Source organism: Kitasatospora dryopteridis, assembly GCF_050749075.1.
Taxonomy (GTDB): Bacteria; Actinomycetota; Actinomycetes; order Streptomycetales; family Streptomycetaceae; genus Kitasatospora.
In genome coordinates this window covers 3,293,596-3,315,909 of sequence record NZ_CP192749.1, presented here as the reverse complement: position 1 = coordinate 3,315,909, position 22,314 = coordinate 3,293,596, and the positions used below count along the sequence as shown (strand labels likewise).

Genomic DNA, 22,314 nt, shown 5'->3' with positions numbered 1-22,314 from the left:
ATGGCGAACAGCATGAAGATCAAGAAGGGTGACCTGGTCCAGGTCATCACCGGCAAGGACAAGGGCAAGCAGGGCAAGGTCATCAAGGCCATCCCCGCTGAGAACAAGGTCCTCGTCGAGGGTGTCAACCGGGTCAAGAAGCACACCAAGCCGGGCCCCGGCACCCAGGGTGGCATCGTGACCGTCGAGGCCCCGGTGCACGTCTCCAACGTCCAGCTGGTCGTGGAGAAGGACGGCAAGAAGGTCGTCACCCGCGTCGGCTACCGCTTCGACGACCAGGGCAACAAGATCCGCGTTGCCAAGCGGACGGGTGAGGACATCTGATGTCTGAGACGACTGTTGAGAAGGTGGCCCCCCGCCTCAAGGAGCGTTACAACTCCGAGGTCAAGGGTCAGCTGCAGGAGCAGTTCTCGTACGAGAACGTCATGCTGATCCCCGGCCTGGTCAAGGTCGTGGTCAACATGGGTGTCGGCGAGGCCGCCCGTGACAGCAAGCTGATCGAGGGCGCGATCAAGGACCTGACCGCGATCACCGGTCAGAAGCCGGCCGTGACCAAGGCCCGTAAGTCGATCGCGCAGTTCAAGCTGCGCGAGGGCCAGCCGATCGGCGCCCACGTCACCCTCCGTGGTGACCGCATGTGGGAGTTCGTGGACCGTCTGGTGTCGCTGGCTCTGCCGCGCATCCGCGACTTCCGCGGCCTCTCCCCGAAGCAGTTCGACGGCCGTGGCAACTACACCTTCGGTCTGACCGAGCAGGTCATGTTCCACGAGATCGACCAGGACAAGGTCGACCGTCAGCGCGGTATGGACATCACCGTCGTGACCACCGCTCAGACCGACGATGAGGGCCGGGCGCTCCTGCGCGCTCTGGGCTTCCCGTTCAAGGAGGCGTGAGCCATGGCGAAGAAGGCCCTTATCGCAAAGGCCGAGCGTAAGCCGAAGTTCGGTGTCCGGGCGTACACCCGGTGCCAGCGCTGCGGCCGCCCGCACTCGGTGTACCGCAAGTTCGGCCTGTGCCGTGTGTGCCTCCGTGAGATGGCGCACCGCGGCGAGCTGCCGGGCGTGACCAAGAGCTCCTGGTAATCCAGGCGCCCTAGGCACACCATCGCGATGCAGTGTGCCCGGCTCCGCCGCACTTTTGGGCTTCCGTCCGGAATCCCGTAAGGTGGTGGGGTCGGGCCCCTGCCGCGGCATCTCCGCAGATGCTCGCGGCTCTCGTATGAGGGCTCGCACCCATGTCTTACTACGTCGTAGGTCCCCTGCGCTTGTGCCCCTTTCGCACTCCCCGGAGTGCGCGGAGGGGGACCTGGTGCGGAGAAACCACGGCGAGAGAGGCCTGAGGCCACCATGACCATGACCGACCCGATCGCAGACATGCTCACTCGTCTGCGTAACGCGAACTCGGCGTACCACGACTCCGTCGTGATGCCGTCGAGCAAGATCAAGGCGCACGTCGCCGAGATCCTGCAGCAGGAGGGCTACATCTCCTCCTACAAGGTCGAGGACCCGTCCGAGGGCGAGGTCGGCAAGAAGCTGACCATCGAGCTCAAGTTCGGCCCGAACCGTGAGCGCTCCATCGCCGGCATCAAGCGCATCAGCAAGCCGGGTCTGCGTGTTTACGCAAAGTCCACCAACCTGCCGAAGGTGCTCGGCGGCCTGGGCGTGGCGATCATCTCCACGTCGTCCGGCCTCCTGACCGACAAGCAGGCCGCCAAGAAGGGCGTAGGCGGAGAAGTTCTCGCCTACGTCTGGTAATTCGGGAAACGGAGGTACAGCAATGTCGCGCATTGGACGGCTGCCCATCCCGGTTCCCGCCGGCGTGGACGTCACCATCGATGGCCAGACGGTCTCGGTGAAGGGCCCCAAGGGCACCCTCACCCACGTCGTCGCCGCGCCGATCGAGATCGGCAAGGGCGAGGACGGCACGCTGCTCGTCACCCGCCCGAACGACGAGCGTCAGTCGAAGGCCCTGCACGGCCTGTCGCGGACGCTGGTGGCGAACATGATCACCGGCGTGACCGCGGGCTACCGCAAGTCGCTGGAGATCAGCGGTGTTGGTTACCGAGTCGCCGCGAAGGGCTCCGCCATGGAGTTCTCGCTCGGCTACAGCCACCCGATCCTGGTCGAGGCCCCGGAGGGCATCTCCTTCGTGGTCGAGTCGCCCACCAAGTTCCACGTGGACGGCACTGACAAGCAGAAGGTCGGCGAGGTCGCTGCCAAGATCCGCAAGCTGCGCAAGCCCGACCCGTACAAGGCCAAGGGCGTCAAGTACGCGGGCGAGGTCATCCGCCGCAAGGTCGGAAAGAGTGGTAAGTAAGCGATGAGCGTCTCTGTCAAGATCGGCAAGGGCAACGCCTACAAGAACGCCGCCCGCAAGCGCCGCGCCATCCGCGTTCGCAAGCGCGTCACCGGCACCGAGGTGCGTCCGCGCCTCGTCGTGACCCGCTCGAACCGCCACATGGTCGCCCAGGTCATCGACGACGCCAAGGGTCACACCCTGGCGTCGGCGTCCACCCTCGACGTGTCCATCCGCGGCACCGAGGGCGACAAGACCGAGCTGGCCAAGAAGGTCGGAAGCCTGGTCGCCGAGCGCGCCAAGGCCGCCGGCGTCGAGTCGGTCGTCTTCGACCGCGCGGGCAACCGGTACGCCGGCCGCATCGCCGCCCTGGCGGACGCGGCCCGCGAGGCCGGGCTCGACTTCTAAGCCGCTCGTCGACTCTGTCGGCGGACGTAAACGAGAGAGGTAATTCCAATGGCTGGACCCCAGCGCCGCGGTAGCGGCGCCGGCGGCGGCACCGGCGGCGAGCGGCGCGACCGTAAGCGTGACGACCGGGGCAACGCCCCCGCCGTCGAGAAGACCGCTTACGTCGAGCGCGTCGTCGCGATCAACCGTGTCGCCAAGGTTGTCAAGGGTGGTCGTCGTTTCAGCTTCACCGCGCTGGTCGTGGTGGGCGACGGTGACGGCACCGTGGGTGTCGGTTACGGCAAGGCGAAGGAGGTTCCGGCCGCCATCGCCAAGGGTGTTGAGGAGGCCAAGAAGAACTTCTTCAAGGTCCCCCGTATCCAGGGCACCATCCCGCACCCCGTCCAGGGCGAGAAGGCCGCCGGCGTCGTGCTGCTGAAGCCGGCGTCCCCCGGTACCGGTGTTATCGCCGGTGGCCCGGTGCGTGCCGTCCTGGAGTGCGCCGGCGTTCACGACATCCTGTCGAAGTCGCTCGGCTCGGACAACGCGATCAACATCGTGCACGCCACGGTGGCCGCTCTGAAGGGCCTCGTGCGCCCCGAGGAGATCGCCGCCCGTCGTGGCCTGCCGCTGGAGGACGTGGCCCCCGCCGCTCTGCTGCGGGCCCGCGCGGCTGGGGTGAGCGCCTGATGGCTCGCCTGAAGGTCACGCAGACCAAGTCCTACATCGGTAGCAAGCAGAACCACCGTGACACCCTGCGTTCGCTCGGCCTGAAGCGGCTGAACGACACCGTGGTGAAGGAGGACCGCCCGGAGATCCGCGGCATGGTCCACACCGTTCGTCACCTCGTCACGGTCGAGGAGGTGGACTGACATGGCGGACTCGCCGATCAAGATCCACAACCTGCGGCCCGCCCCCGGAGCCAAGACCGAGAAGACCCGTGTGGGTCGCGGTGAGGGTTCCAAGGGTAAGACCGCCGGTCGTGGTACCAAGGGCACCAAGGCCCGTTACCAGGTTCCGCAGCGCTTCGAGGGTGGCCAGATGCCGCTCCACATGCGCCTGCCGAAGCTGAAGGGCTTCAAGAACCCGGCCCACAAGCAGTTCCAGGTCGTGAACCTGGACAAGCTGGCCGAGCTCTACCCGCAGGGTGGCGAGGTCACCGTGGCCGACCTGGTCGCCAAGGGTGCCGTTCGCAAGAACGAGCTCGTCAAGGTCCTCGGCCAGGGCGAGGTCTCGGTCGCGCTGCAGGTGACGGTCGACGCCGTCTCCGGCTCGGCCGCCGAGAAGATCGCCGCCGCCGGCGGCTCCGTCACCGAGCTCCTCTGAACTCGTTGACCCACGTGGGCCCGTACCTCTCTCGGGAGGTGCGGGCCCGCTGCTTTACCCGCCCACGGGAAATCTGACGTGTGCTCAACACCGGCCAAAACCGGGCATCCCGGCCGGTCGGGGCCCGATGGCGCCGGGACGCGCTTCACCGACGTTGCCGCACACTGTTAGAGTCCGTTGGGTTCCCTTGTAGGCTGCGGGTCAGGCATGCCTGTGCAGTCGTACGGGAGCCAGGAAACCCACACACCCCCCCATCAGGACCGACCCTCCCGCCGTCACCGTGCGGGAGGCGCAGGAGGCACCGTGCTCAGTGCGTTCGCGCGGGCGTTCCAGACGCCCGACCTGCGCAAGAAGCTGCTGTTCACGCTGGGCATCATGGTGCTGTTCCGGCTGGGCGCACACGTTCCGATCCCGGGCGTGAACTTCGTCGCTGTCAACCAGTGCATCAAGGACACCTCGTCCAGTGGCCTCTTCGGCCTGGTGAACCTGTTCAGCGGCAATGCGCTGCTGCAGCTGACGATCTTCGCGCTCGGCATCATGCCGTACATCACGGCCAGCATCATCCTCCAGCTCCTCACCGTGGTGATTCCGCGGCTCGAGGCGCTGAAGAAGGAGGGCCAGGCCGGCCAGGCGAAGATCACGCAGTACACCCGTTACCTGACCATCGGCCTGGCCGTCCTGCAGGGCACCGGCATCGTGGCGACCGCCCGCAGCGGTGCGCTGTTCCAGGGCTGCTCGGTCGCCAACGAGGTCGTCCCGGACGGCAGCGTCTTCCGGATCGCCGTGATGGTCATCACCATGACCGCGGGCACCACCGTGATCATGTGGCTGGGTGAGCTCATCACCGACCGCGGCATCGGCAACGGCATGTCGATCCTGATCTTCACCTCCATCGCGGCCGGCTTCCCCGGCTCGATGTGGGCGATCAAGCAGTCCGGCAAGATCGGCGACGGCTGGGTCGAGTTCTTCAGCGTCATCGCGATCGGCATCGTGGTGGTCTGCCTGGTGATCTTCGTGGAGCAGGCCCAGCGCCGCATCCCGGTGCAGTACGCCAAGCGCATGATCGGGCGCCGCGCCTTCGGCGGCACCTCGACCTACATCCCGCTGAAGGTCAACCAGGCCGGTGTGATCCCGGTCATCTTCGCCTCGTCGCTGCTCTACATCCCCGCGCTGGTGGTTCAGCTCACCAACAGCAAGGCGGGCTGGGCGAACTGGATCAACGGGCACTTCGTCAAGGGCGACCACCCGATCTACATGGCGACGTACTTCGTCCTGATTGTCTTCTTCGCGTTCTTCTACGTGGCCATCTCCTTCAACCCCGAAGAAGTTGCGGACAACATGAAGAAGTATGGTGGGTTCATCCCGGGCATCCGGGCGGGCCGACCGACGGCCGAGTACCTGAACTACGTGCTCACCCGAATCACGTGGCCAGGATCGTTCTACCTGGGCCTTATCGCGCTGATCCCGATGATCGCCCTGGTTGCCTTCAACGCGAACCAGAACTTCCCGTTCGGCGGCACCAGCGTGCTCATCGTCGTCGGCGTCGGACTCGAAACTGTGAAGCAGATCGAGAGCCAGCTCCAGCAGCGCAATTACGAAGGGTTCCTCCGCTGATGCGTATCGTCCTCGTCGGACCTCCCGGGGCCGGGAAGGGTACTCAGGCGCACGTGCTCGCCAAGACCCTGTCCATCCCGCACATCTCCACTGGCGACCTGTTCCGCGCCAACATCAGCCAGGGCACCCCGCTGGGGCTCGAGGCCAAGGCGTACATGGACGCGGGTCGGCTGGTGCCGGACGAGGTCACCATCGGCATGGCCAAGGACCGGATGCTGCAGCCGGACGCCGCGAACGGCTTCCTGCTCGACGGCTTCCCGCGCAACCTGGGCCAGGCCAAGGCCCTGGACGAGTTCCTCGCCGAGCAGGCCATCGTGCTCGACGGCGTGCTCGACCTGGAGGTCCCCGAGGACGAGGTCGTCAAGCGGATCGCCGGCCGCCGGCTGTGCCGCAACGAGGGCAGCCACGTGTTCCACGTGGTCTACAACCCGCCGAAGACCGAGGACGTCTGCGACGAGTGCGGCGGCGAGCTGTACCAGCGCTCGGACGACACCGAGGAGGCCGTGCGGGTCCGCCTGGAGGAGTACCACTCCAAGACGGAGCCGATCATCGGCTACTACGCCGACCAGGGCCTGCTGGTCACCATCTCCGCCCTCGGCAAGGTGGACGAGGTGACCGAGCGCGCGATCGGCGCCCTGGAGCAGAAGAAGTCCGCCTGAGACGGCCCGCAACGGCCGGGAGCCCCCTCACGGGGCCTCCCGGCCGTTGCGGCGTCGTACGGTGGTAGCGAGTGCACGGCCGCCCGGCAAGGACCGGGCGGCGTCCGACAGTGGAAGGCGTGACCAGATGGTGGAGATCAAGACCCCCGAGCAGATCGCGAAGATGCGGGCGGCCGGGCTGGTCGTCGCCGAGGCGCTCAAGGCCTGCCGGGAGGCGGTCGCACCGGGCATCACCACCCAGGAGCTCAACGACATCGCCGACAAGGTCATCACCGACCACGGCGCGACCTCCAACTTCCGTGCCCACCACGGCGGCCTCTGGTTCCCCGGGGTGATCTGCGCCTCGGTCAACAACGAGATCGTCCACGGCATCCCGGGGGAGCGCGCACTGGAGGAGGGCGACCTCATCTCCATCGACTGCGGCGCGATCCTGGACGGCTGGCACGGCGACGCGGCGATCACCGTCGCGGTCGGCGGGACCGCCCCGGAGAACCTTCAGCTGAGCCGGGTCACCGAGGGCTCGATGTGGGCCGGCATCGCCCAGATGAAGAAGGGCAACCGCCTGGTCGACGTCTCCCGGGCGATCGAGGGCTTCATCCGCCGCCAGCCGCTTCCCCCCAAGGGCAAGTGGGGCATCGTGGAGGGCTACGGCGGCCACGGCATCGGCACCGCGATGCACATGGAGCCGCACGTGCTGAACTACGTCGCCGGCCGCGGCAAGGGCCCCAAGCTCGTCCCCGGCACCGTGCTCGCGATCGAGCCGATGGTGACGCTCGGCACCCCGCACTCCACCGTGGTGGAGGACGACTGGACGGTCGTCACCAACGACGGCACCTGGGCCTCGCACTGGGAGCACTCGGTGGCCGTCACCGAGCAGGGCCCGCTGGTGCTGACGGCCTTCGACGGCGGCCGCGCCGAGCTGGCCAAGCTGGGGGTCACCGCCGCCCCGGACCCGCTGGCCTGACATCACGTGCACGAGCGAAGGGCCCGGAGGTTTCGCCCTCCGGGCCCTTCGCCGTATTTTGTCTGCTGACAGCCGTACGAGGAGAAGAGACAGCAGTGCTCAAGGGCTTCCGTGACTTCATGATGCGCGGGAACGTCATCGACATGGCCGTCGGTGTGGTCATCGGTGCGGCGTTCACCGCCGTCGTGACCGGCTTCGTGTCGGCCTTCCTCACCCCGCTGGTCGGTGTGGTGGTCGGCGCCGCGGGCGACTTCAGCAGCTACTCGGCCCACATCGGCGGGGTGGAGTTCAAGTACGGGCAGTTCCTCAACGTCCTGATCGCCTTCCTCATGACCGCGGCGGTGCTCTACTTCTGCGTGGTGCTGCCGGTGACCAAGGCCACCGCCCGCTACATGCCGAAGAAGCCGAAGACCCCGAAGCGCCCCTGCCCCGAGTGCCTGACCGAGATTCCCGAGGCCGCCCGCCGCTGCGCGGCGTGCACCGCGGTGGTCGAGCCGGTCGTGCCGGTCCCCGCTCAGTACCGAGGGTGACCGCGCGGGCCGTTTTGGCGTCCGCTTGGAGCCTGTCGTAGACTGATGCGTCGGCTCCTCGTAGCGTGCTTCGGCACGCCCTCTTCTCGGCAGGAATCCCGCAAGGGCTACCGGACGGGGTGGGGTGGACCCAGGCTCGCACGAGCGTGCCGCATGCGGTAGCCGGCCCCGGAAGGTGGATCTCGCAGTTCATGGCAAAGAAGCAAGGCGCCATTGAGATCGAGGGCACCGTGATCGAGTCTCTTCCGAACGCCATGTTCAAGGTCGAGCTGCAGAACGGTCACAAGGTCCTCGCGCACATCAGCGGCAAGATGCGGATGCACTACATCCGTATCCTCCCGGACGACCGGGTCGTGGTGGAGCTCAGCCCCTATGACCTGACGCGTGGCCGGATCGTCTACCGCTACAAGTAAACAACCGTCAGATCTAGACCCGGAGAACCTGAAGCATGAAGGTCAAGCCGAGCGTCAAGAAGATCTGCGACAAGTGCAAGGTGATCCGCCGCCACGGCCGGGTCATGGTGATCTGCGACAACCTGCGCCACAAGCAGCGCCAGGGCTGATCTCTCCCCAGCATTTCTCGTAGTACTTCGCGCGACGCGCACAACGTCATACGCGGGCTGCCCGATCCGACCCCCTGGGACGGACTGCCACCCCCGGTCAGAGGCCGGGGCTCCCTCGCCGAGAGGCGACGGAGCAGGCGGCACGCAAGACCTCTGAAGAACCACAGGAGCCATGAATGGCACGCCTCGCCGGCGTTGATCTCCCCCGCGAGAAGCGGATCGAGATCGCCCTCACGTACGTGTACGGCATCGGCCGCACCCGCGCCCAGCAGACCCTCGCCGAGACCGGCGTGAGCCCCGACGTCCGGGTTCGCGACATCTCCGAGGAAGACCTCATCAAGCTGCGCGAGTACATCGACGCCAACTACAAGGTGGAGGGTGACCTCCGCCGTGAGGTCGCCGCCGACATCCGCCGCAAGGTCGAGATCGGCTGCTACGAGGGCCTGCGTCACCGTCGCGGTCTGCCCGTCCGCGGCCAGCGCACCCACACCAACGCGCGTACCCGCAAGGGCCCGCGTCGCGCGATTGCCGGCAAGAAGAAGCCGGGCAAGAAGTAGTCCGTCCCGTAACCGGACATCCCTCCGGCCCGCGGGTTAGCGGACCGACCACCTCATCAGGAGAACAGACTTATGCCCCCCAAGGGTCGTCAGGCTGCCGGCGCGAAGAAGATCCGCCGCAAGGAGAAGAAGAACGTCGCTCACGGGCACGCCCACATCAAGAGCACGTTCAACAACACCATCGTTTCGATCACCGACCCCGCGGGCAACGTGATCTCCTGGGCCTCTGCCGGCCACGTCGGCTTCAAGGGCTCGCGCAAGTCCACCCCGTTCGCCGCGCAGATGGCCGCCGAGGCCGCCGCGCGTCGTGCGCAGGAGCACGGCATGCGCAAGGTCGACGTCTTCGTCAAGGGTCCGGGCTCCGGCCGTGAGACCGCGATCCGCTCCCTCCAGGCCACCGGCCTCGAGGTCGGCTCGATCCAGGACGTCACCCCCACCCCGCACAACGGCTGCCGCCCGCCGAAGCGCCGCCGCGTCTGACGCTGCGCCTTCGGGCACACGGCAGGCCCTCCCGGGTCCGCAGTAGTACGTGCGTCGGCCTCCCGCCTGGTGCGGGAGGCCGTACGCTTGAGTCCATCGGCATCAAATAGTGGGTGCCGAAGACAACTGGAGGAACACACCTCATGCTGATCGCTCAGCGCCCCTCGCTGACCGAAGAGGTCGTCGACGAATTCCGCTCGCGGTTCGTGATCGAGCCGCTGGAGCCGGGCTTCGGCTACACCCTCGGCAACTCGCTCCGCCGCACGCTCCTCTCCTCGATCCCCGGCGCCGCTGTCACCAGCATCCGGATCGACGGTGTCCTGCACGAGTTCACCACCGTGCCGGGCGTCAAGGAGGACGTGACCGACCTCATCCTCAACATCAAGCAGCTGGTCGTCTCCTCGGAGCACGACGAGCCGGTCGTGATGTACCTGCGCAAGCAGGGCCCCGGTGTGGTCACCGCCGCCGACATCGCCCCGCCGGCGGGTGTCGAGGTGCACAACCCCGAGCTCGTCCTCGCCACCCTCAACGGCAAGGGCAAGCTGGAGATGGAGCTGACCGTCGAGCGCGGTCGCGGCTACGTCTCCGCCGTCCAGAACAAGGCCTCCGGCCAGGAGATCGGCCGCATCCCGGTCGACTCGATCTACAGCCCCGTGCTGAAGGTCACCTACAAGGTCGAGGCCACCCGAGTCGAGCAGCGGACCGACTTCGACAAGCTCATCGTCGACGTCGAGACCAAGCCCGCCATGCGTCCCCGCGACGCCATGGCCTCGGCCGGCAAGACCCTGGTGGAGCTGTTCGGCCTCGCCCGCGAGCTGAACATCGACGCCGAGGGCATCGACATGGGCCCGTCCCCGACGGATGCCGCCCTGGCCGCCGACCTGGCGCTGCCGATCGAGGAGCTGGAGCTCACCGTCCGCTCCTACAACTGCCTCAAGCGCGAGGGCATCCACACCGTGGGTGAGCTCGTCGCCCGCTCCGAGGCCGACCTGCTCGACATCCGCAACTTCGGTGCGAAGTCGATCGACGAGGTCAAGGCGAAGCTGGCCGGCATGGGCCTGGCCCTCAAGGACAGCCCGCCCGGGTTCGACCCGACCGCTGCCGCCGACGCCTTCGGCGCCGACGACCTGGACGACCAGGGCTACGCGGAGACCGAGCAGTACTAAGGATTTGGGCCGGGGGCGGTCCCCAGCGGACCGCCCCCGTCACCATGCAAGTCGTACGGGCACAGTGCCCGTACGCCCGCTGCGGTACCTGGTACGGCCGCAGTCGGAGATACGAGGAGTCATTCCATGCCGCGTCCCACCAAGGGTGCCCGCCTCGGCGGCGGCCCGCACCACGAGCCCCTGCTGCTCGCCGGTCTGGCCCGTGAGCTGTTCCAGTACGGCCGCATCACCACCACCGAGGCCAAGGCCCGCCGCCTGCGCCCGCTGGCGGAGAAGCTGATCACCAAGGCGAAGAAGGGCGACATCCACAACCGTCGCCTGGTGCGCAAGACCATCACCGACGTCTCGGTGCTGCACACCCTCTTCACCGAGATCGCGCCGCGCTTCGAGAACCGCCCCGGCGGTTACACCCGCATCACCAAGATCGGCACCCGTCGCGGCGACAACGCCCCGATGGCCGTGATCGAGCTGGTCGAGGGCGAGATCGCCACCAAGGCCACCGTCGCCGAGGCCGAGGCCGCTGCCAAGCGCGCGGTCAAGGAGGCCGAGGAGGCCAAGGTCGAGGAGACCAAGGCCGACGAGGCCGAGGCCGCGGAGCCCACCGAGGCCTGACGCCCCCAGGTGTCACCCGGGCCCGCCCTCCCATCCGTGGGGAGGGCGGGCCCGAGCAGTTCCCGCAGGCAGCCCTCCCAGGAGTACGAAGTGGCCAACGACTGTGCCGAGCAGCCCCCCGTCAAGGACGGGCCGGCCGAGGGCTTCCGCCGCATCCGGCTCGACCTCGCCTATCACGGCGCCGAGTTCTCCGGCTGGGCCCGCCAGCGCGGCCGGCGCACCGTGCAGGAGGAGATCGAGAACGCCCTGCAGATCGTCACCCGCAGCGCCATCGGCTTCCCGCTGACCGTGGCCGGCCGCACCGACGCCGGCGTGCACGCCCGCGGCCAGGTCGCCCACGTCGACCTGCCCGAACAGCTGTGGGCCGAGCACGGCGAGAAGCTGCTCCGCCGCCTCGCCGGCCGCTGCCCGCCGACATCCGGATCTACCGGGTCTCCGAGGCACCGCACGGCTTTGACGCCCGCTTCGCCGCGATCTGGCGCCGCTACGCCTACCGGGTCGCCGACCACCCCGGGGGCGTGGACCCGCTGCTGCGCGGCCACGTCCTGTGGCACGACCGCCCGCTCGACATCGAGAAGATGAACGAGGCCGCCCGGCTGCTGCTCGGCGAGCACGACTTCGCCGCGTACTGCAAGAAGCGCGAGGGCGCCACCACCATCCGCACCCTGCTCGAACTGCACTGGGACCGCGTGCCGGTGGACGGCTACGCGACCCAGGAGGGCTCCCTCGCCGTCGCCACCGTCCGCGCCGACGCGTTCTGCCACAACATGGTCCGCTCGCTGGTCGGCGCGATGCTGCTGGTCGGCGACGGCCACCGTCCGGTCGACTTCCCCGGCCAGGTGCTGGCCGGCCGGGTGCGCAACTCCGCGGTCAACGTCGTCCGCCCGTACGGCCTGACCCTGGAGGAGGTCGGCTACCCGGCCGACGGCGAACTCGCCGAGCGCAACCGCCTCGCCCGTCGCATGCGGACCCTGCCCGGACAGGCCTGACCGGCCGCCGGCGGTAAAACGGTTTGGGCCCTGGCTCACCCGCTTGGCACAATCCGGAACCATGGGACACGTCGAGATTTCGCACCTTGAGTACTACCTGCCGGACGGGCGGGTGCTGTTCGCCGACGCGTCCTTCCGGGTCGGCGAGGGCGCCGCGGTCGCCCTGGTCGGCGCCAACGGAGCCGGCAAGACCACCCTGCTGCGCATGATCGCCGGCGACGTGCAGCCGCACGGCGGCAGCGTCACCGTCAGCGGCGGCCTCGGGGTGATGCGCCAGTTCGTCGGCACCAGCGGCCGCGAGGACCGGCGCGACACCCCCGGCGCCCTGCCCGCCGATGCCTCCGTCCGTGACCTGCTGGTCTCCGTCGCCCCCGAGCGCATCGCCACCGCAGCCCGCGCGGTGGACGCCGCCGAGCTCGCCATGCTCGCCCAGGACGACGAGAAGACCCAGATGCGCTACGCCCAGGCGCTCGCCGACTGGGCCGACGCCGACGGCTACGACTACGAGACCGTCTGGGACGTCTGCACCACCGCCGCCCTCGGGATGCCCTTCGACCGGGCGCAGTTCCGCGGCCTCAACACGCTCTCCGGCGGCGAGCAGAAGCGGCTCGTCCTGGAGGCGCTGCTGCGCGGCCCCGAGGAGGTCCTGCTGCTCGACGAGCCGGACAACTACCTCGACGTCCCCGGCAAGCGCTGGCTGGAGGAGGCCATCAAGGCCACCAACAAGACGGTGCTGTTCATCTCGCACGACCGGGAGCTGCTCTCCCGCACCGCCGAGAAGATCATCAGCGTCGAGTCGGGTGCGGCCGGCAGCAGCGTCTGGGTGCACGGCGGCGGCTTCGGCTCCTTCCACGACGCCCGCCGCGCCCGCTTCGAGCGCTTCGAGGAGCTCCGCCGCCGCTGGGACGAGGAGCACGCCAAGCTCAAGAAGCTCGTCGTCACCCTCCGACAGGCCGCCGCGGTCAGCCACGAGATGGCCTCCCGGTACTCCGCCGCGCAGACCCGGCTGAAGAAGTTCGAGGACGCCGGCCCGCCGGAGGCGCCGCCGCGCGAGCAGTCCATCAGCATGCGGCTCAAGGGCGGCCGCACCGGCGTCCGGGCCTTCACCATGGAGCGCCTGGAGCTCAGCGGCCTGATGAAGCCCTTCGACCTGGAGGTCTTCTACGGCGAGCGGGTCGCGGTGCTCGGCTCCAACGGCTCCGGCAAGTCGCACTTCCTGCGGCTGCTGGCCGGCGACGACACCGTGAAGCACGGCGGCGCCTGGAAGCTCGGCGCCCGCGTGGTGCCCGGCCACTTCCGCCAGACGCACGCCCACCCCGAGCTGCTCGGCCGCACCGTGCGGACGATCGTCGAGGAGGAGCACGCGCTCGGCCGCGGCGCCGCGATGGCGGCCCTGCGCCGCTACGAGCTCGACCGCCAGGAGGAGCAGAAGTTCGAGTCGCTCTCCGGCGGCCAGCAGGCCCGGCTGATGATCCTCAAGCTGGAGCTGTCCGGCGCGACGGCGCTGCTGCTCGACGAGCCCACCGACAACCTCGACCTGGAGAGCGCCGAGGCGCTGCAGCAGGGCCTGGAGGCGTTCGACGGCACGGTGCTGTGCGTCACCCACGACCGCTGGTTCGCCCGCAGCTTCGACCGCTTCCTGGTCTTCGGCTCGGACGGCCGCGTCTACGAGTCGCCGGAGCCGGTCTGGGACGAGACCCGGGTGGTCCGTGACCGCTGAGGCGTTTTGACCCCCCGCGGAGCGCCCGGTAAGCTGACCACTTGTTGTGCGTATTGGCTCGCTCTATCTCACGTGAGAGGTCGGTACGCCGGAGACATCAGGCTGACGATCAGCGGCTCCCCTTGAATTGCGTCCAAGGTGGGTCGGGCTGTTCTTTTCGTCCGGTGCTCCTGTCAGGACCCACTCACTGAAAAGCGAAGGCTACGACCGTGCGTACGTACAGCCCCAAGCCCGGCGACGTCCAGCGTCAGTGGCACGTCATCGACGCGACCGACGTCGTGCTCGGCCGCCTGGCCTCCCAGGCCGCCAACCTCCTGCGGGGCAAGCACAAGGCGATCTACGCGCCGCACGTTGACACTGGTGACTTCGTCATCATCATCAACGCCGACAAGGTTCACCTGTCGGGCAACAAGAAGACCCAGAAGATGGCCTACCGCCACAGCGGCTTCCCGGGCGGTCTCCGCTCGGTCCGCTACGACGACCTCCTGGACAAGAACCCGGAGAAGGCCGTCGAGAAGGCCATCAAGGGCATGATCCCGAAGAACAGCCTCGGCCGTCAGATGCTCTCGAAGCTCAAGGTCTACTCGGGCGACCAGCACCCGCACGCTGCCCAGCAGCCGGTGCCGTTCGAGATCACCCAGGTCGCGCAGTAATTCCGGCCGACAGACCCCATCACTGAGTAGCGAGAGCTGAGGAACACCGTGGCCGAGACTGCCATCGAGAACACCCTCGAGGTCGACTTCGACGAGAACGTCGAGGAGTACACCTCGGAGACCGAGTACACCACCGAGTCGCTGGCCGGCCGCTTCGGCGAGGCCATCCCGGGCGCCGGCCTCGGCCGCCGCAAGGAGGCGATCGCCCGCGTGCGCATCGTCCCGGGCACCGGCAAGTGGAAGATCAACGGTCGCACCCTGGAGAACTACTTCCCCAACAAGGTGCACCAGCAGACCGTCAACGAGCCGTTCAAGCTCCTCGAGCTCGACGGCCGTTACGACGTCGTGGCCCGCATCGCGGGTGGCGGCGTCTCCGGTCAGGCCTACGCGCTGCGCCTCGGCGTGGCCCGTGCCCTCAACGAGGCGGACGTGGACAACAACCGCGGCCCGCTCAAGAAGGCCGGCTTCCTGACCCGTGACGCCCGCGCCGTCGAGCGCAAGAAGGCCGGTCTGAAGAAGGCCCGCAAGGCGCCGCAGTACAGCAAGCGCTAATTGCACCCCGGGGGTGCGTGCCGCTCCGGTGGTGCGCACCCCCGGTGCAACCCGTACGCCCCGGAGTACCTCGTGTACTCCGGGGCGTCGTGCTCTCCCGCCCGGTGCGGACGGCGGGAGAGTGGAGAACCAACGAGCAGGGCGAAAAGGACGGGAACAGTGGGACGACTCTTCGGTACGGACGGGGTACGCGGCGTGGCCAACGAGGGCCTGACCGCCGAACTGGCTCTCGGCCTGTCGGTCGCCGCGGCGCATGTGCTCGGCGACGCCGGCGCCTTCGAGGGGCACCGGCCGGTCGCCGTGGTCGGCCGCGACCCGCGGGCCTCCGGCGAGTTCCTGGAGGCCGCCGTCATCGCCGGCCTCGCCAGCGCCGGCGTCGACGTCCTGCGGGTCGGCGTGCTGCCCACCCCGGCCGTCGCCTACCTCACCGGCTCGCTCGGCGCCGACTTCGGCGTCATGCTCTCCGCCAGCCACAACGCGATGCCCGACAACGGCATCAAGTTCCTCGCCCGCGGCGGCCACAAGCTGGACGACGCCATCGAGGACGCCATCGAGGAGCACTACAACCGCTACGGCGTCGGCGACGAGAACTGGAAGCGCCCCACCGGCGCCGCCGTCGGCCGCGTCCGCCAGTACACCGAGGGCTTCGACAAGTACGTCGCCCATCTGATCGCGGTGCTGCCCAACCGTCTGGACGGGGTCAAGGTCGTCATCGACGGCGCCCACGGCGCGGCCGCCCGGGTCGCTCCCGAGGCCTTCGCCCGGGCCGGCGCCGAGGTCGTCTACACCCTGGGCGCCGAGCCCGACGGCCTCAACATCAACGACGGCGTCGGCTCCACCCACCTCGACAAGCTCCGCAGCGCCATGAAGGAGCACCGCGCCGACCTCGGCATCGCCCTCGACGGCGACGCCGACCGCTGCCTGGCCGCCGACGCCGACGGCAACGAGGTCGACGGCGACCAGATCATCGCCATCCTCGCCGTCGCCATGAAGGAGGCCGGCACGCTGCGCCGCAACACCGCGGTCGCCACCGTGATGTCCAACCTGGGCTTCAAGCTGGCCATGCAGCGCGAGGGCATCGACCTGGTGGAGACCGCGGTCGGCGACCGCTACGTGCTGGAGGCGATGAAGCAGCACGGCTTCGCCCTCGGCGGCGAGCAGTCCGGCCACGTCATCCTGCTCGACCACGCCACCACCGGCGACGGCACCCTCACCGGCCTGATGCTGGGCGCCCGCCTGGCCGCCACCAAGCAGTCGCTGGCCGACCTCGCGGCCGTGATGACCCGCCTGCCGCAGGTCCTGATCAACGTGAAGGGCGTGGACAGGAGCCGGGTCGGCACCAGCGCCGAGCTCACCGCCGCGGTCGCCGAGGCCGAGGCCGAGCTGGGCACCACCGGCCGGGTGCTGCTGAGGCCGTCCGGCACCGAGCCGCTGGTCCGCGTCATGGTCGAGGCCGCGGACGAGGCCCGGGCCAAGGCCGTCGCCGAGCGCCTCGCCGACGTGGTCAAGACGCACCTGGGATAACCGCCGAGGGGCGCGCGGACTGCGCGAGGCGGTGGGCGACAACTCGTCACCCACCGCCTCGCGCAGTCCACGCGCCCCTTGTGGCGTTCCGTCAGAGTTTGCGGAGCAGGGCCCGGCGGACCTTGTGGTCCTGGCCCTTCTGCAGGATCAGGGTCGCCCGGCCGCGGGTCGGCAGGACGTTCTCCAGCAGGTTGGGCTTGTTGATGGTGCGCCAGACCTGTCGGCCGTAGTCCATCGCCTCCTCCTCCGGGACTTCGGTGAAGCGCCGGAAGTAGGAGTTCGGGTCCTGGAAGGCCGTCTGGCGGAGCTTGCGGAAGCGGTCCAGGTACCAGCGCTCGATGTCGTCGGTGCGCGCGTCGACGTAGATGGAGAAGTCGAAGTAGTCGGCGACGGCCAGCCGGGTCCTGCCGTCGTTGCCGGGGAGGGCGGGCTGAAGGACGTTCAGGCCCTCGACGATGAGGATGTCCGGGCGCTCCACGGTCAGCCGCTCGCCGGGCACGATGTCGTACACCAGGTGCGAGTAGACCGGGGCGGTCACCCGCTCCTTGCCGGCCTTCACGTCGGCGACGAACCGCATCAGCGCCCGCCGGTCGTAGGACTCCGGGAAGCCCTTGCGGGCCATCAGCCCGCGCCGCCGCAGCTCCGCGTTGGGCAGCAGGAAGCCGTCGGTGGTGACCAGCTCGACCCGCGGATGCTCGGGCCAGCGGGCCAGCAGGGCCTGCAGCAGTCGGGCCGTGGTCGACTTGCCCACCGCCACCGAGCCGGCCACGCCGATGATGAACGGCGTGCGGGTGCGCTCGGTGTCCGGGGTGTCCAGGAAGGTGCCCAGGGTGCCGCGCAGCTCGTGCGTCGCATGGATGTAGAGGTTGAGCAGCCTGGACAGCGGCAGGTAGACGTCCCGAACCTCGTCCAGGTCCAGCGCGGTGCCCAGGCCGCGCAGACGCTCGACCTCGTCGGCCGTCAGCGGCAGAGGCGTGCGCTCCCGCAGCGCACTCCACTCGGACCGGTCCAGATCCACGTACGGGGAGGGGGTGGGAGCCTGGGAGGCGCCCCTCGTACAGAGTTCGGTCAGCACAATGTCCATTGTGGGCCGTCGCGGCCTGCCGGGATGCTGTGTCCTCGGTCACGCGGGGTGTCCGCAAGGCGTGACCGGGGTGAGCAGCGAGCGTGACCTCGGTGAACGAAACGCCGCATATGCTGGCACGCATGTGCGGAATCGTTGGATATGTGGGGTCCCAGACGGCCCTCGACGTAGTGATTGCAGGTCTGCAACGGCTGGAGTACCGGGGTTACGACTCCGCCGGTGTGGCCGTCCAGACCCAGGGGCTCGACGGGCAGTGGAGCCTCGCCACCGACAAGCGGGCCGGGAAGCTCGCCAACCTCCAGAAGTCCCTCGCCGAGACCCCTCTTCCGGCGGGCACCACCGGTATCGGCCACACCCGGTGGGCCACCCACGGCGGCCCGACGGACGCCAACGCCCACCCCCACCTGGACGACGACCGCAAGGTCGCCGTCGTGCACAACGGCATCATCGAGAACTTCGCCCAGCTGCGCGCCGAGATCGCCGAGCGCGGCCACACCCTCCGCTCCGAGACCGACACCGAGGTCGTCGCCCACCTCCTCGCCGAGGCCTACGACGGCGACATGGCCGAGGCCATGCGCGTGGTCTGCCGCCAGCTGGACGGTGCCTTCACCCTCGTCGCCGTGCACGCCGACGCGCCCGACGTGGTCGTCGGCGCCCGCCGCAACTCGCCGCTGGTCGTCGGCCGCGGCGAGGGCGAGAACTTCCTCGCCTCGGACGTCGCCGCCTTCATCGCGCACACCCGCGAGGCGATCGAGCTCGGCCAGGACCAGGTCGTCGAGCTGCGCCGCGAGGGCGTCACGGTGACCGACTTCCACGGCAACCCGGCCGAGGTCCGCGAGTACCACGTCGACTGGGACGCCTCCGCCGCCGAGAAGGGCGGCTACGACTACTTCATGCTCAAGGAGATCGCCGAGCAGCCGAAGGCCGTCGCCGACACCCTCCTCGGCCGGATCGGCACCGACGGCCGGCTCACCCTCGACGAGCTGCGCATCTCCGACCAGGTGCTGCGCGAGGTCGACAAGGTCGTCATCGTGGCCTGCGGCACCGCCTTCCACGCCGGCATGATCGCCAAGTACGCGATCGAGCACTGGACCCGCATCCCCTGCGAGGTCGAGGTCGCCTCGGAGTTCCGCTACCGCGACCCGATCATGGACGACCGCACCCTGGTGATCGCCATCTCGCAGTCCGGCGAGACCATGGACACCCTGATGGCGCTGCGGCACGCCCGCGAGCAGGGCGCCAAGGTGCTGGCCATCTGCAACACCAACGGCTCCACCATCCCGCGCGAGTCGGACGCGGTGCTCTACACCCACGCCGGCCCCGAGGTCGCGGTCGCCTCGACCAAGGCGTTCCTCACCCAGCTGGTCGCCTGCTACCTGGTCGCGCTGTACCTGGGCCAGGTCCGCGGCACCAAGTGGGGCGACGAGATCTTCACCATCATCCGCGAGCTCGGCGACGCTCCGAAGCAGGTGGAGCAGGTGCTGGAGACCATGGAGCCCGTCCGCGAGCTGGCCCGTTCGCTGGCCGACGCCCGCTCGGTGCTCTTCCTCGGCCGCCACGTGGGCTTCCCGGTCGCCCTGGAGGGCGCGCTGAAACTCAAGGAGCTGGCCTACATGCACGCCGAGGGCTTCGCCGCCGGTGAGCTCAAGCACGGCCCGATCGCCCTGATCGAGGAGGGCCTGCCGGTCGTCGTGGTCGTCCCGTCGCCGCGCGGCCGGTCGATCCTGCACGACAAGATCGTCTCCAACATCCAGGAGATCCGCGCCCGCGGCGCCCGCACCATCGTCATCGCCGAGGAGGGCGACGAGGCCGTCGTCCCGTACGCGGACCACCTGATCCGCATCCCGGCGACCCCGACGCTGCTGCAGCCGCTGGTCTCCACGGTGCCGCTGCAGGTCTTCGCCTGCGAGCTGGCCACCGCCAAGGGCCACGAGGTCGACCAGCCGCGCAACCTGGCGAAGTCGGTCACCGTCGAGTAGCCGGCCCCGCCCGACCGGGGCCCCTGCGGTGGCTGTGCCCTACCGCAGGGGCTCCGTGTCGAGCGCGAACGAGAACGGTGCGGGCAGGTCGAGGGGCTTGCCGAAGGCCGCCTGGACGTGGACGGTGTAGTCCCCGTCCGCAGGGTCGGTGAACAGCGTGGCCCGGCCCTCGTCCCGGTCGATCAGCAGGTAACAGGGGATGCCTGCGGCGGCGTAGCCGAGGCGCTTGGCTCCGCGATCCTTCTCGGGGCGGGTGGAGGTGATCTCGAAGACCAGGAGCACACCTGCGGCGTCGGCCCACGGCGCGGCGTGTTCGAAGTGCCCCACCGGGCTGATCGTCCCGTCCGGAATGAACCGGCCGGACGGCGTGATGAGCCCCTTCATGCCCGACAGGTCGAGTTCCGCCGCCGATCTGCGCATGAACTCCCGGGCGAGCAGCGCGAACACGGTCTCGTGAGATCCGTCCGGTGGCGATGTCACGACGATCTCCCCCTCGATGAGCTCGGCCTTGAAGCCCGGCGGGGTGTCCAGCTCCAGGAACGTCCGGAGCAGGTCGTCCGCAGGCAGCGGGTGCTCGACAGCCGGCATGGCAACCATGGCCCTTCTCCCTCCTGCCGATCGGCGCCGTGGCACACGGTAGGCGTACGGATCGGTACCGGAGGGGGCTCGCAGCGGTTCTCACTCGAAAGTGTGCCGTACAGTCCCGGGCAGCGGCCGGTGTCGGAGAAGGAGTACGCGGGTGATCATCGGGGTCGGGATCGACGTCGCGGAGATCGAGCGGTTCGGGGTTTCGCTGGAACGCACCCCGCACCTCGCGGACCGGCTGTTCACCGAGGCCGAACTGACACTGCCGTCCGGGGCGCGCCGCGGCACCGCCTCGCTCGCCGCCCGGTTCGCCGCCAAGGAGGCGCTGGCCAAGGCCCTCGGCGCGCCCCCCGGGCTGCGCTGGACGGACGCCGAGGTGCACACCGAGGACTCCGGCCGGCCGGTGCTCAAGGTCACCGGCACGGTCGCCGAGCGGGCCGCCGCACTGGGCGTCAGGTCGTGGCATGTGTCGCTGAGCCACGATGCGGGCGTAGCGTCGGCGGTAGTGATCGCCGAAGGCTGACGCCAGCCACGGGAGGCCGCCTTGCGCCGTGCACACACCGTCGACCAGGTCCGGGCCGCCGAGGCCGACCTGATGGCCCGGCTGCCGGAGGGCGCGCTGATGCAGCGGGCCGCCGCCGGCCTCGCCGCGACCTGCGCGCGCCTGCTGCCGCGGGTCTACGGCAGCCGGGTGCTGGTGCTGGCGGGCAGCGGGGACAACGGTGGTGACGCCCTGTACGCGGGTGCGCGGCTGGCCCGCCGCGGAGCACGGGTGTCCGCGGTGCTGCTCAACCCGGAGAAGGCGCACGCCGGCGGCCTCGCCGCACTGCGGGCGGCCGGCGGCCGGGTGACGGCGGATCAGGGCGAGTTCGAGCGGGCCGACCTGGTGCTGGACGGCATCGTCGGGATCGGCGGCCGCGGCGGGCTGCGGCCCGAGGCCCAGCCGTACGCCGCACTGCCCCGGCGGGGACGGGTGGTCGCGGTGGACGTGCCGAGCGGCGTGGACCCGGACACCGGCGAGGTGCCGGGGGTGGCGCTGCGCGCGGACGTGACGGTCTGCTTCGGCACCCACAAGCCGGGGCTGCTGGTCGATCCGGGCGCCTCGTACGCCGGTGTGCTGCAACTGGTCGGGATCGGTTTGGAGCTGCCGCCGGCGCCGGTGGCCGTGCTGCAGCACGCGGACGTCGCCGCGCTGCTGCCGCTGCCCGGGGCGGAGAGCGACAAGTACCGGCGCGGCGTGGTCGGGGTGGCGGCCGGTTCGGCGCGCTACCCGGGGGCGGCGGTGCTGGCCGTCGCCGGGGCGCTGCGCGGCGGGGCCGGCGCGGTGCGCTACGCCGGGACGGCGGCCGCCGAGGTGGTGCGGCGCTTCCCGGAGGCGCTGGTGACCGAGGGCGGGCCGCGGGAGGCGGGCCGGGTCCAGGCCTGGGTGGTCGGCCCGGGCTCCGGCGAGGGCGCCGAGGGGCTGCTGCCGCAGGTGCTGGCGGCCGACGTGCCGGTGCTGGTCGACGCGGACGGCCTGACCGAGCTCGCCCGGCTCGGCCCGGCCGCACTGGCCGGCCGGACGGCGCCCACCCTGCTCACCCCGCACACCGGCGAGGCGGCCCGGCTGCTCGCGGGCGCGGACGGCGGAGCGCCGCCCGCCGCGGACGGCCTCGCGGCGGCCCGGCTGGCCACCGCACGGCGGCTCGCCACCGCCTACCGGGCCACCGTGCTGCTCAAGGGCTCCACGACGGTGGTCGCCGACCCGGAGGGCGCCGTCCGGGTGAACCCGACCGGCACGTCCTGGCTCGCCACGGCCGGCAGCGGCGACGTGCTGTCCGGGCTGGCGGGCGCCCTGCTGGCGGCCGGCCTCGGGCCGCTGGACGCCGGCTCCGCGGCCGCCTACCTGCACGGCCTGGCCGGACGCACCGCCGCGGACGGCGCCCCCACCGCCGCCCTGGACGTCGCGGAGGCGCTGCCGGAGGCCTGGCGGGCGGTGCGCTCGGCGGCGGGCGGCCGCTGAGCCCGCCCGCGCCGCCGCGGGCCCGGAGCGGTACGGTGCCGCGGAACCGAATGCTCCGTTTCGTGCGTCTCCCA

The 22,314-nt window shown here is 69.9% G+C and carries 28 protein-coding genes and 1 pseudogene; 27 read left to right on the top strand and 2 right to left on the bottom strand.

The window, feature by feature from the left end:
* Positions 1 to 12 precede the first annotated feature (12 nt).
* The 24 genes and pseudogenes from rplX to glmM all read left to right on the top strand — a co-directional run bounded on the left by rplX (position 13) and on the right by glmM (position 16,590).
* Positions 13 to 324: a 50S ribosomal protein L24 gene (gene rplX, locus ACQ614_RS14975; RefSeq protein WP_363493329.1), complete on the top strand. Its 312-nt coding sequence runs from the start codon at positions 13 to 15 to the stop codon at positions 322 to 324.
* Entirely contained in the window at positions 324 to 893 is a 570-nt protein-coding gene (rplE, locus tag ACQ614_RS14970; RefSeq protein ID WP_030263480.1) for a 50S ribosomal protein L5, read from the top strand. The genes rplX and rplE overlap by 1 nt, the downstream gene beginning before the upstream one ends.
* Positions 894 to 896: 3 nt before the next feature.
* Positions 897 to 1,082 carry a type Z 30S ribosomal protein S14 gene (locus ACQ614_RS14965; RefSeq protein WP_030263476.1) on the top strand — a complete coding sequence of 62 codons (186 nt, stop codon included), beginning with the start codon at positions 897 to 899 and terminating at the stop codon, positions 1,080 to 1,082.
* Between the two features lie 264 nt (positions 1,083 to 1,346).
* The gene (gene rpsH / locus ACQ614_RS14960; protein ID WP_363493302.1) at positions 1,347 to 1,754 is read left to right on the top strand and encodes a 30S ribosomal protein S8; all 408 of its coding nucleotides are present in this window, start codon (positions 1,347 to 1,349) and stop codon (positions 1,752 to 1,754) included.
* A gap of 22 nt (positions 1,755 to 1,776) precedes the next feature.
* Positions 1,777 to 2,316, top strand: coding sequence for a 50S ribosomal protein L6 (gene rplF, locus ACQ614_RS14955; protein ID WP_363493304.1), 540 nt, complete (start codon positions 1,777 to 1,779; stop codon positions 2,314 to 2,316).
* A gap of 3 nt (positions 2,317 to 2,319) precedes the next feature.
* Entirely contained in the window at positions 2,320 to 2,703 is a 384-nt protein-coding gene (rplR, locus tag ACQ614_RS14950) for a 50S ribosomal protein L18 (RefSeq protein ID WP_363493306.1), read from the top strand.
* Positions 2,704 to 2,751: 48 nt separating this feature from the next.
* Positions 2,752 to 3,372: a 30S ribosomal protein S5 gene (rpsE, locus tag ACQ614_RS14945; protein ID WP_263104954.1), complete on the top strand. Its 621-nt coding sequence runs from the start codon at positions 2,752 to 2,754 to the stop codon at positions 3,370 to 3,372.
* Entirely contained in the window at positions 3,372 to 3,554 is a 183-nt protein-coding gene (gene rpmD / locus ACQ614_RS14940; RefSeq protein ID WP_014136270.1) for a 50S ribosomal protein L30, read from the top strand. The genes rpsE and rpmD overlap by 1 nt, the downstream gene beginning before the upstream one ends.
* 1 nt (position 3,555) lies before the next feature.
* A complete protein-coding gene (gene rplO, locus ACQ614_RS14935) occupies positions 3,556 to 4,008 on the top strand; it encodes a 50S ribosomal protein L15 (RefSeq protein ID WP_095874457.1) in 453 nt (150 codons plus the stop codon).
* 303 nt (positions 4,009 to 4,311) lie between these two features.
* On the top strand, positions 4,312 to 5,622 hold the full coding sequence (gene secY / locus ACQ614_RS14930; protein ID WP_431679070.1) for a preprotein translocase subunit SecY: 1,311 nt from the start codon (positions 4,312 to 4,314) through the stop codon (positions 5,620 to 5,622).
* Entirely contained in the window at positions 5,622 to 6,281 is a 660-nt protein-coding gene (locus tag ACQ614_RS14925; RefSeq protein ID WP_363493312.1) for an adenylate kinase, read from the top strand. The genes secY and ACQ614_RS14925 overlap by 1 nt, the downstream gene beginning before the upstream one ends.
* A 127-nt stretch (positions 6,282 to 6,408) precedes the next feature.
* Positions 6,409 to 7,245, top strand: coding sequence for a type I methionyl aminopeptidase (gene map / locus ACQ614_RS14920; RefSeq protein WP_363493314.1), 837 nt, complete (start codon positions 6,409 to 6,411; stop codon positions 7,243 to 7,245).
* Positions 7,246 to 7,340: 95 nt separating this feature from the next.
* Positions 7,341 to 7,775 (top strand): large conductance mechanosensitive channel protein MscL, encoded by a 435-nt coding sequence (mscL, locus tag ACQ614_RS14915; RefSeq protein WP_431679069.1) that lies wholly within the window; start codon positions 7,341 to 7,343, stop codon positions 7,773 to 7,775.
* Between the two features lie 191 nt (positions 7,776 to 7,966).
* A complete protein-coding gene (gene infA / locus ACQ614_RS14910) occupies positions 7,967 to 8,188 on the top strand; it encodes a translation initiation factor IF-1 (RefSeq protein WP_003956442.1) in 222 nt (73 codons plus the stop codon).
* Between the two features lie 35 nt (positions 8,189 to 8,223).
* The gene (gene rpmJ, locus ACQ614_RS14905; RefSeq protein ID WP_003956441.1) at positions 8,224 to 8,337 is read left to right on the top strand and encodes a 50S ribosomal protein L36; all 114 of its coding nucleotides are present in this window, start codon (positions 8,224 to 8,226) and stop codon (positions 8,335 to 8,337) included.
* 176 nt (positions 8,338 to 8,513) lie between these two features.
* Positions 8,514 to 8,894 (top strand): 30S ribosomal protein S13, encoded by a 381-nt coding sequence (gene rpsM, locus ACQ614_RS14900; protein WP_030263448.1) that lies wholly within the window; start codon positions 8,514 to 8,516, stop codon positions 8,892 to 8,894.
* Between the two features lie 72 nt (positions 8,895 to 8,966).
* Complete coding sequence (gene rpsK / locus ACQ614_RS14895; RefSeq protein WP_030232513.1) at positions 8,967 to 9,374, top strand: 30S ribosomal protein S11; 408 nt, start codon at positions 8,967 to 8,969, stop codon at positions 9,372 to 9,374.
* Between the two features lie 143 nt (positions 9,375 to 9,517).
* Positions 9,518 to 10,540 (top strand): DNA-directed RNA polymerase subunit alpha, encoded by a 1,023-nt coding sequence (locus ACQ614_RS14890; protein ID WP_030263446.1) that lies wholly within the window; start codon positions 9,518 to 9,520, stop codon positions 10,538 to 10,540.
* A 126-nt stretch (positions 10,541 to 10,666) separates the two neighbouring features.
* The gene (gene rplQ / locus ACQ614_RS14885; RefSeq protein ID WP_431679068.1) at positions 10,667 to 11,152 is read left to right on the top strand and encodes a 50S ribosomal protein L17; all 486 of its coding nucleotides are present in this window, start codon (positions 10,667 to 10,669) and stop codon (positions 11,150 to 11,152) included.
* A 90-nt stretch (positions 11,153 to 11,242) separates the two neighbouring features.
* Positions 11,243 to 12,141 (top strand): annotated as a pseudogene (gene truA, locus ACQ614_RS14880) (tRNA pseudouridine(38-40) synthase TruA).
* Between the two features lie 61 nt (positions 12,142 to 12,202).
* Positions 12,203 to 13,861 carry an ABC-F family ATP-binding cassette domain-containing protein gene (locus ACQ614_RS14875; RefSeq protein ID WP_431679067.1) on the top strand — a complete coding sequence of 553 codons (1,659 nt, stop codon included), beginning with the start codon at positions 12,203 to 12,205 and terminating at the stop codon, positions 13,859 to 13,861.
* Positions 13,862 to 14,070: 209 nt separating this feature from the next.
* Entirely contained in the window at positions 14,071 to 14,514 is a 444-nt protein-coding gene (gene rplM / locus ACQ614_RS14870; protein WP_030263432.1) for a 50S ribosomal protein L13, read from the top strand.
* Between the two features lie 48 nt (positions 14,515 to 14,562).
* Complete coding sequence (gene rpsI, locus ACQ614_RS14865; protein ID WP_431679066.1) at positions 14,563 to 15,066, top strand: 30S ribosomal protein S9; 504 nt, start codon at positions 14,563 to 14,565, stop codon at positions 15,064 to 15,066.
* A gap of 159 nt (positions 15,067 to 15,225) precedes the next feature.
* Positions 15,226 to 16,590 carry a phosphoglucosamine mutase gene (glmM, locus tag ACQ614_RS14860; protein ID WP_431679065.1) on the top strand — a complete coding sequence of 455 codons (1,365 nt, stop codon included), beginning with the start codon at positions 15,226 to 15,228 and terminating at the stop codon, positions 16,588 to 16,590.
* A gap of 91 nt (positions 16,591 to 16,681) precedes the next feature.
* Here glmM and coaA read toward each other — a convergent pair whose 3' ends face one another.
* Positions 16,682 to 17,674, bottom strand: a complete 993-nt coding sequence (coaA, locus tag ACQ614_RS14855) for a type I pantothenate kinase (protein ID WP_431679064.1) — start codon at positions 17,672 to 17,674, stop codon at positions 16,682 to 16,684.
* Positions 17,675 to 17,796: 122 nt separating this feature from the next.
* On the opposite strand from coaA, the gene glmS reads away from it, so the two are divergent.
* Positions 17,797 to 19,653, top strand: coding sequence for a glutamine--fructose-6-phosphate transaminase (isomerizing) (gene glmS, locus ACQ614_RS14850; RefSeq protein WP_431679063.1), 1,857 nt, complete (start codon positions 17,797 to 17,799; stop codon positions 19,651 to 19,653).
* 39 nt (positions 19,654 to 19,692) lie between these two features.
* Here glmS and ACQ614_RS14845 read toward each other — a convergent pair whose 3' ends face one another.
* Positions 19,693 to 20,241, bottom strand: coding sequence for a Uma2 family endonuclease (locus tag ACQ614_RS14845; RefSeq protein ID WP_431683930.1), 549 nt, complete (start codon positions 20,239 to 20,241; stop codon positions 19,693 to 19,695).
* A 151-nt stretch (positions 20,242 to 20,392) separates the two neighbouring features.
* Between ACQ614_RS14845 and ACQ614_RS14840 the strand changes: the two genes are divergently transcribed.
* The gene (locus ACQ614_RS14840) at positions 20,393 to 20,761 is read left to right on the top strand and encodes a holo-ACP synthase (RefSeq protein ID WP_363491903.1); all 369 of its coding nucleotides are present in this window, start codon (positions 20,393 to 20,395) and stop codon (positions 20,759 to 20,761) included.
* Between the two features lie 21 nt (positions 20,762 to 20,782).
* On the top strand, positions 20,783 to 22,240 hold the full coding sequence (locus tag ACQ614_RS14835) for an NAD(P)H-hydrate dehydratase (protein WP_431679062.1): 1,458 nt from the start codon (positions 20,783 to 20,785) through the stop codon (positions 22,238 to 22,240).
* Positions 22,241 to 22,314: the final 74 nt, after the last annotated feature.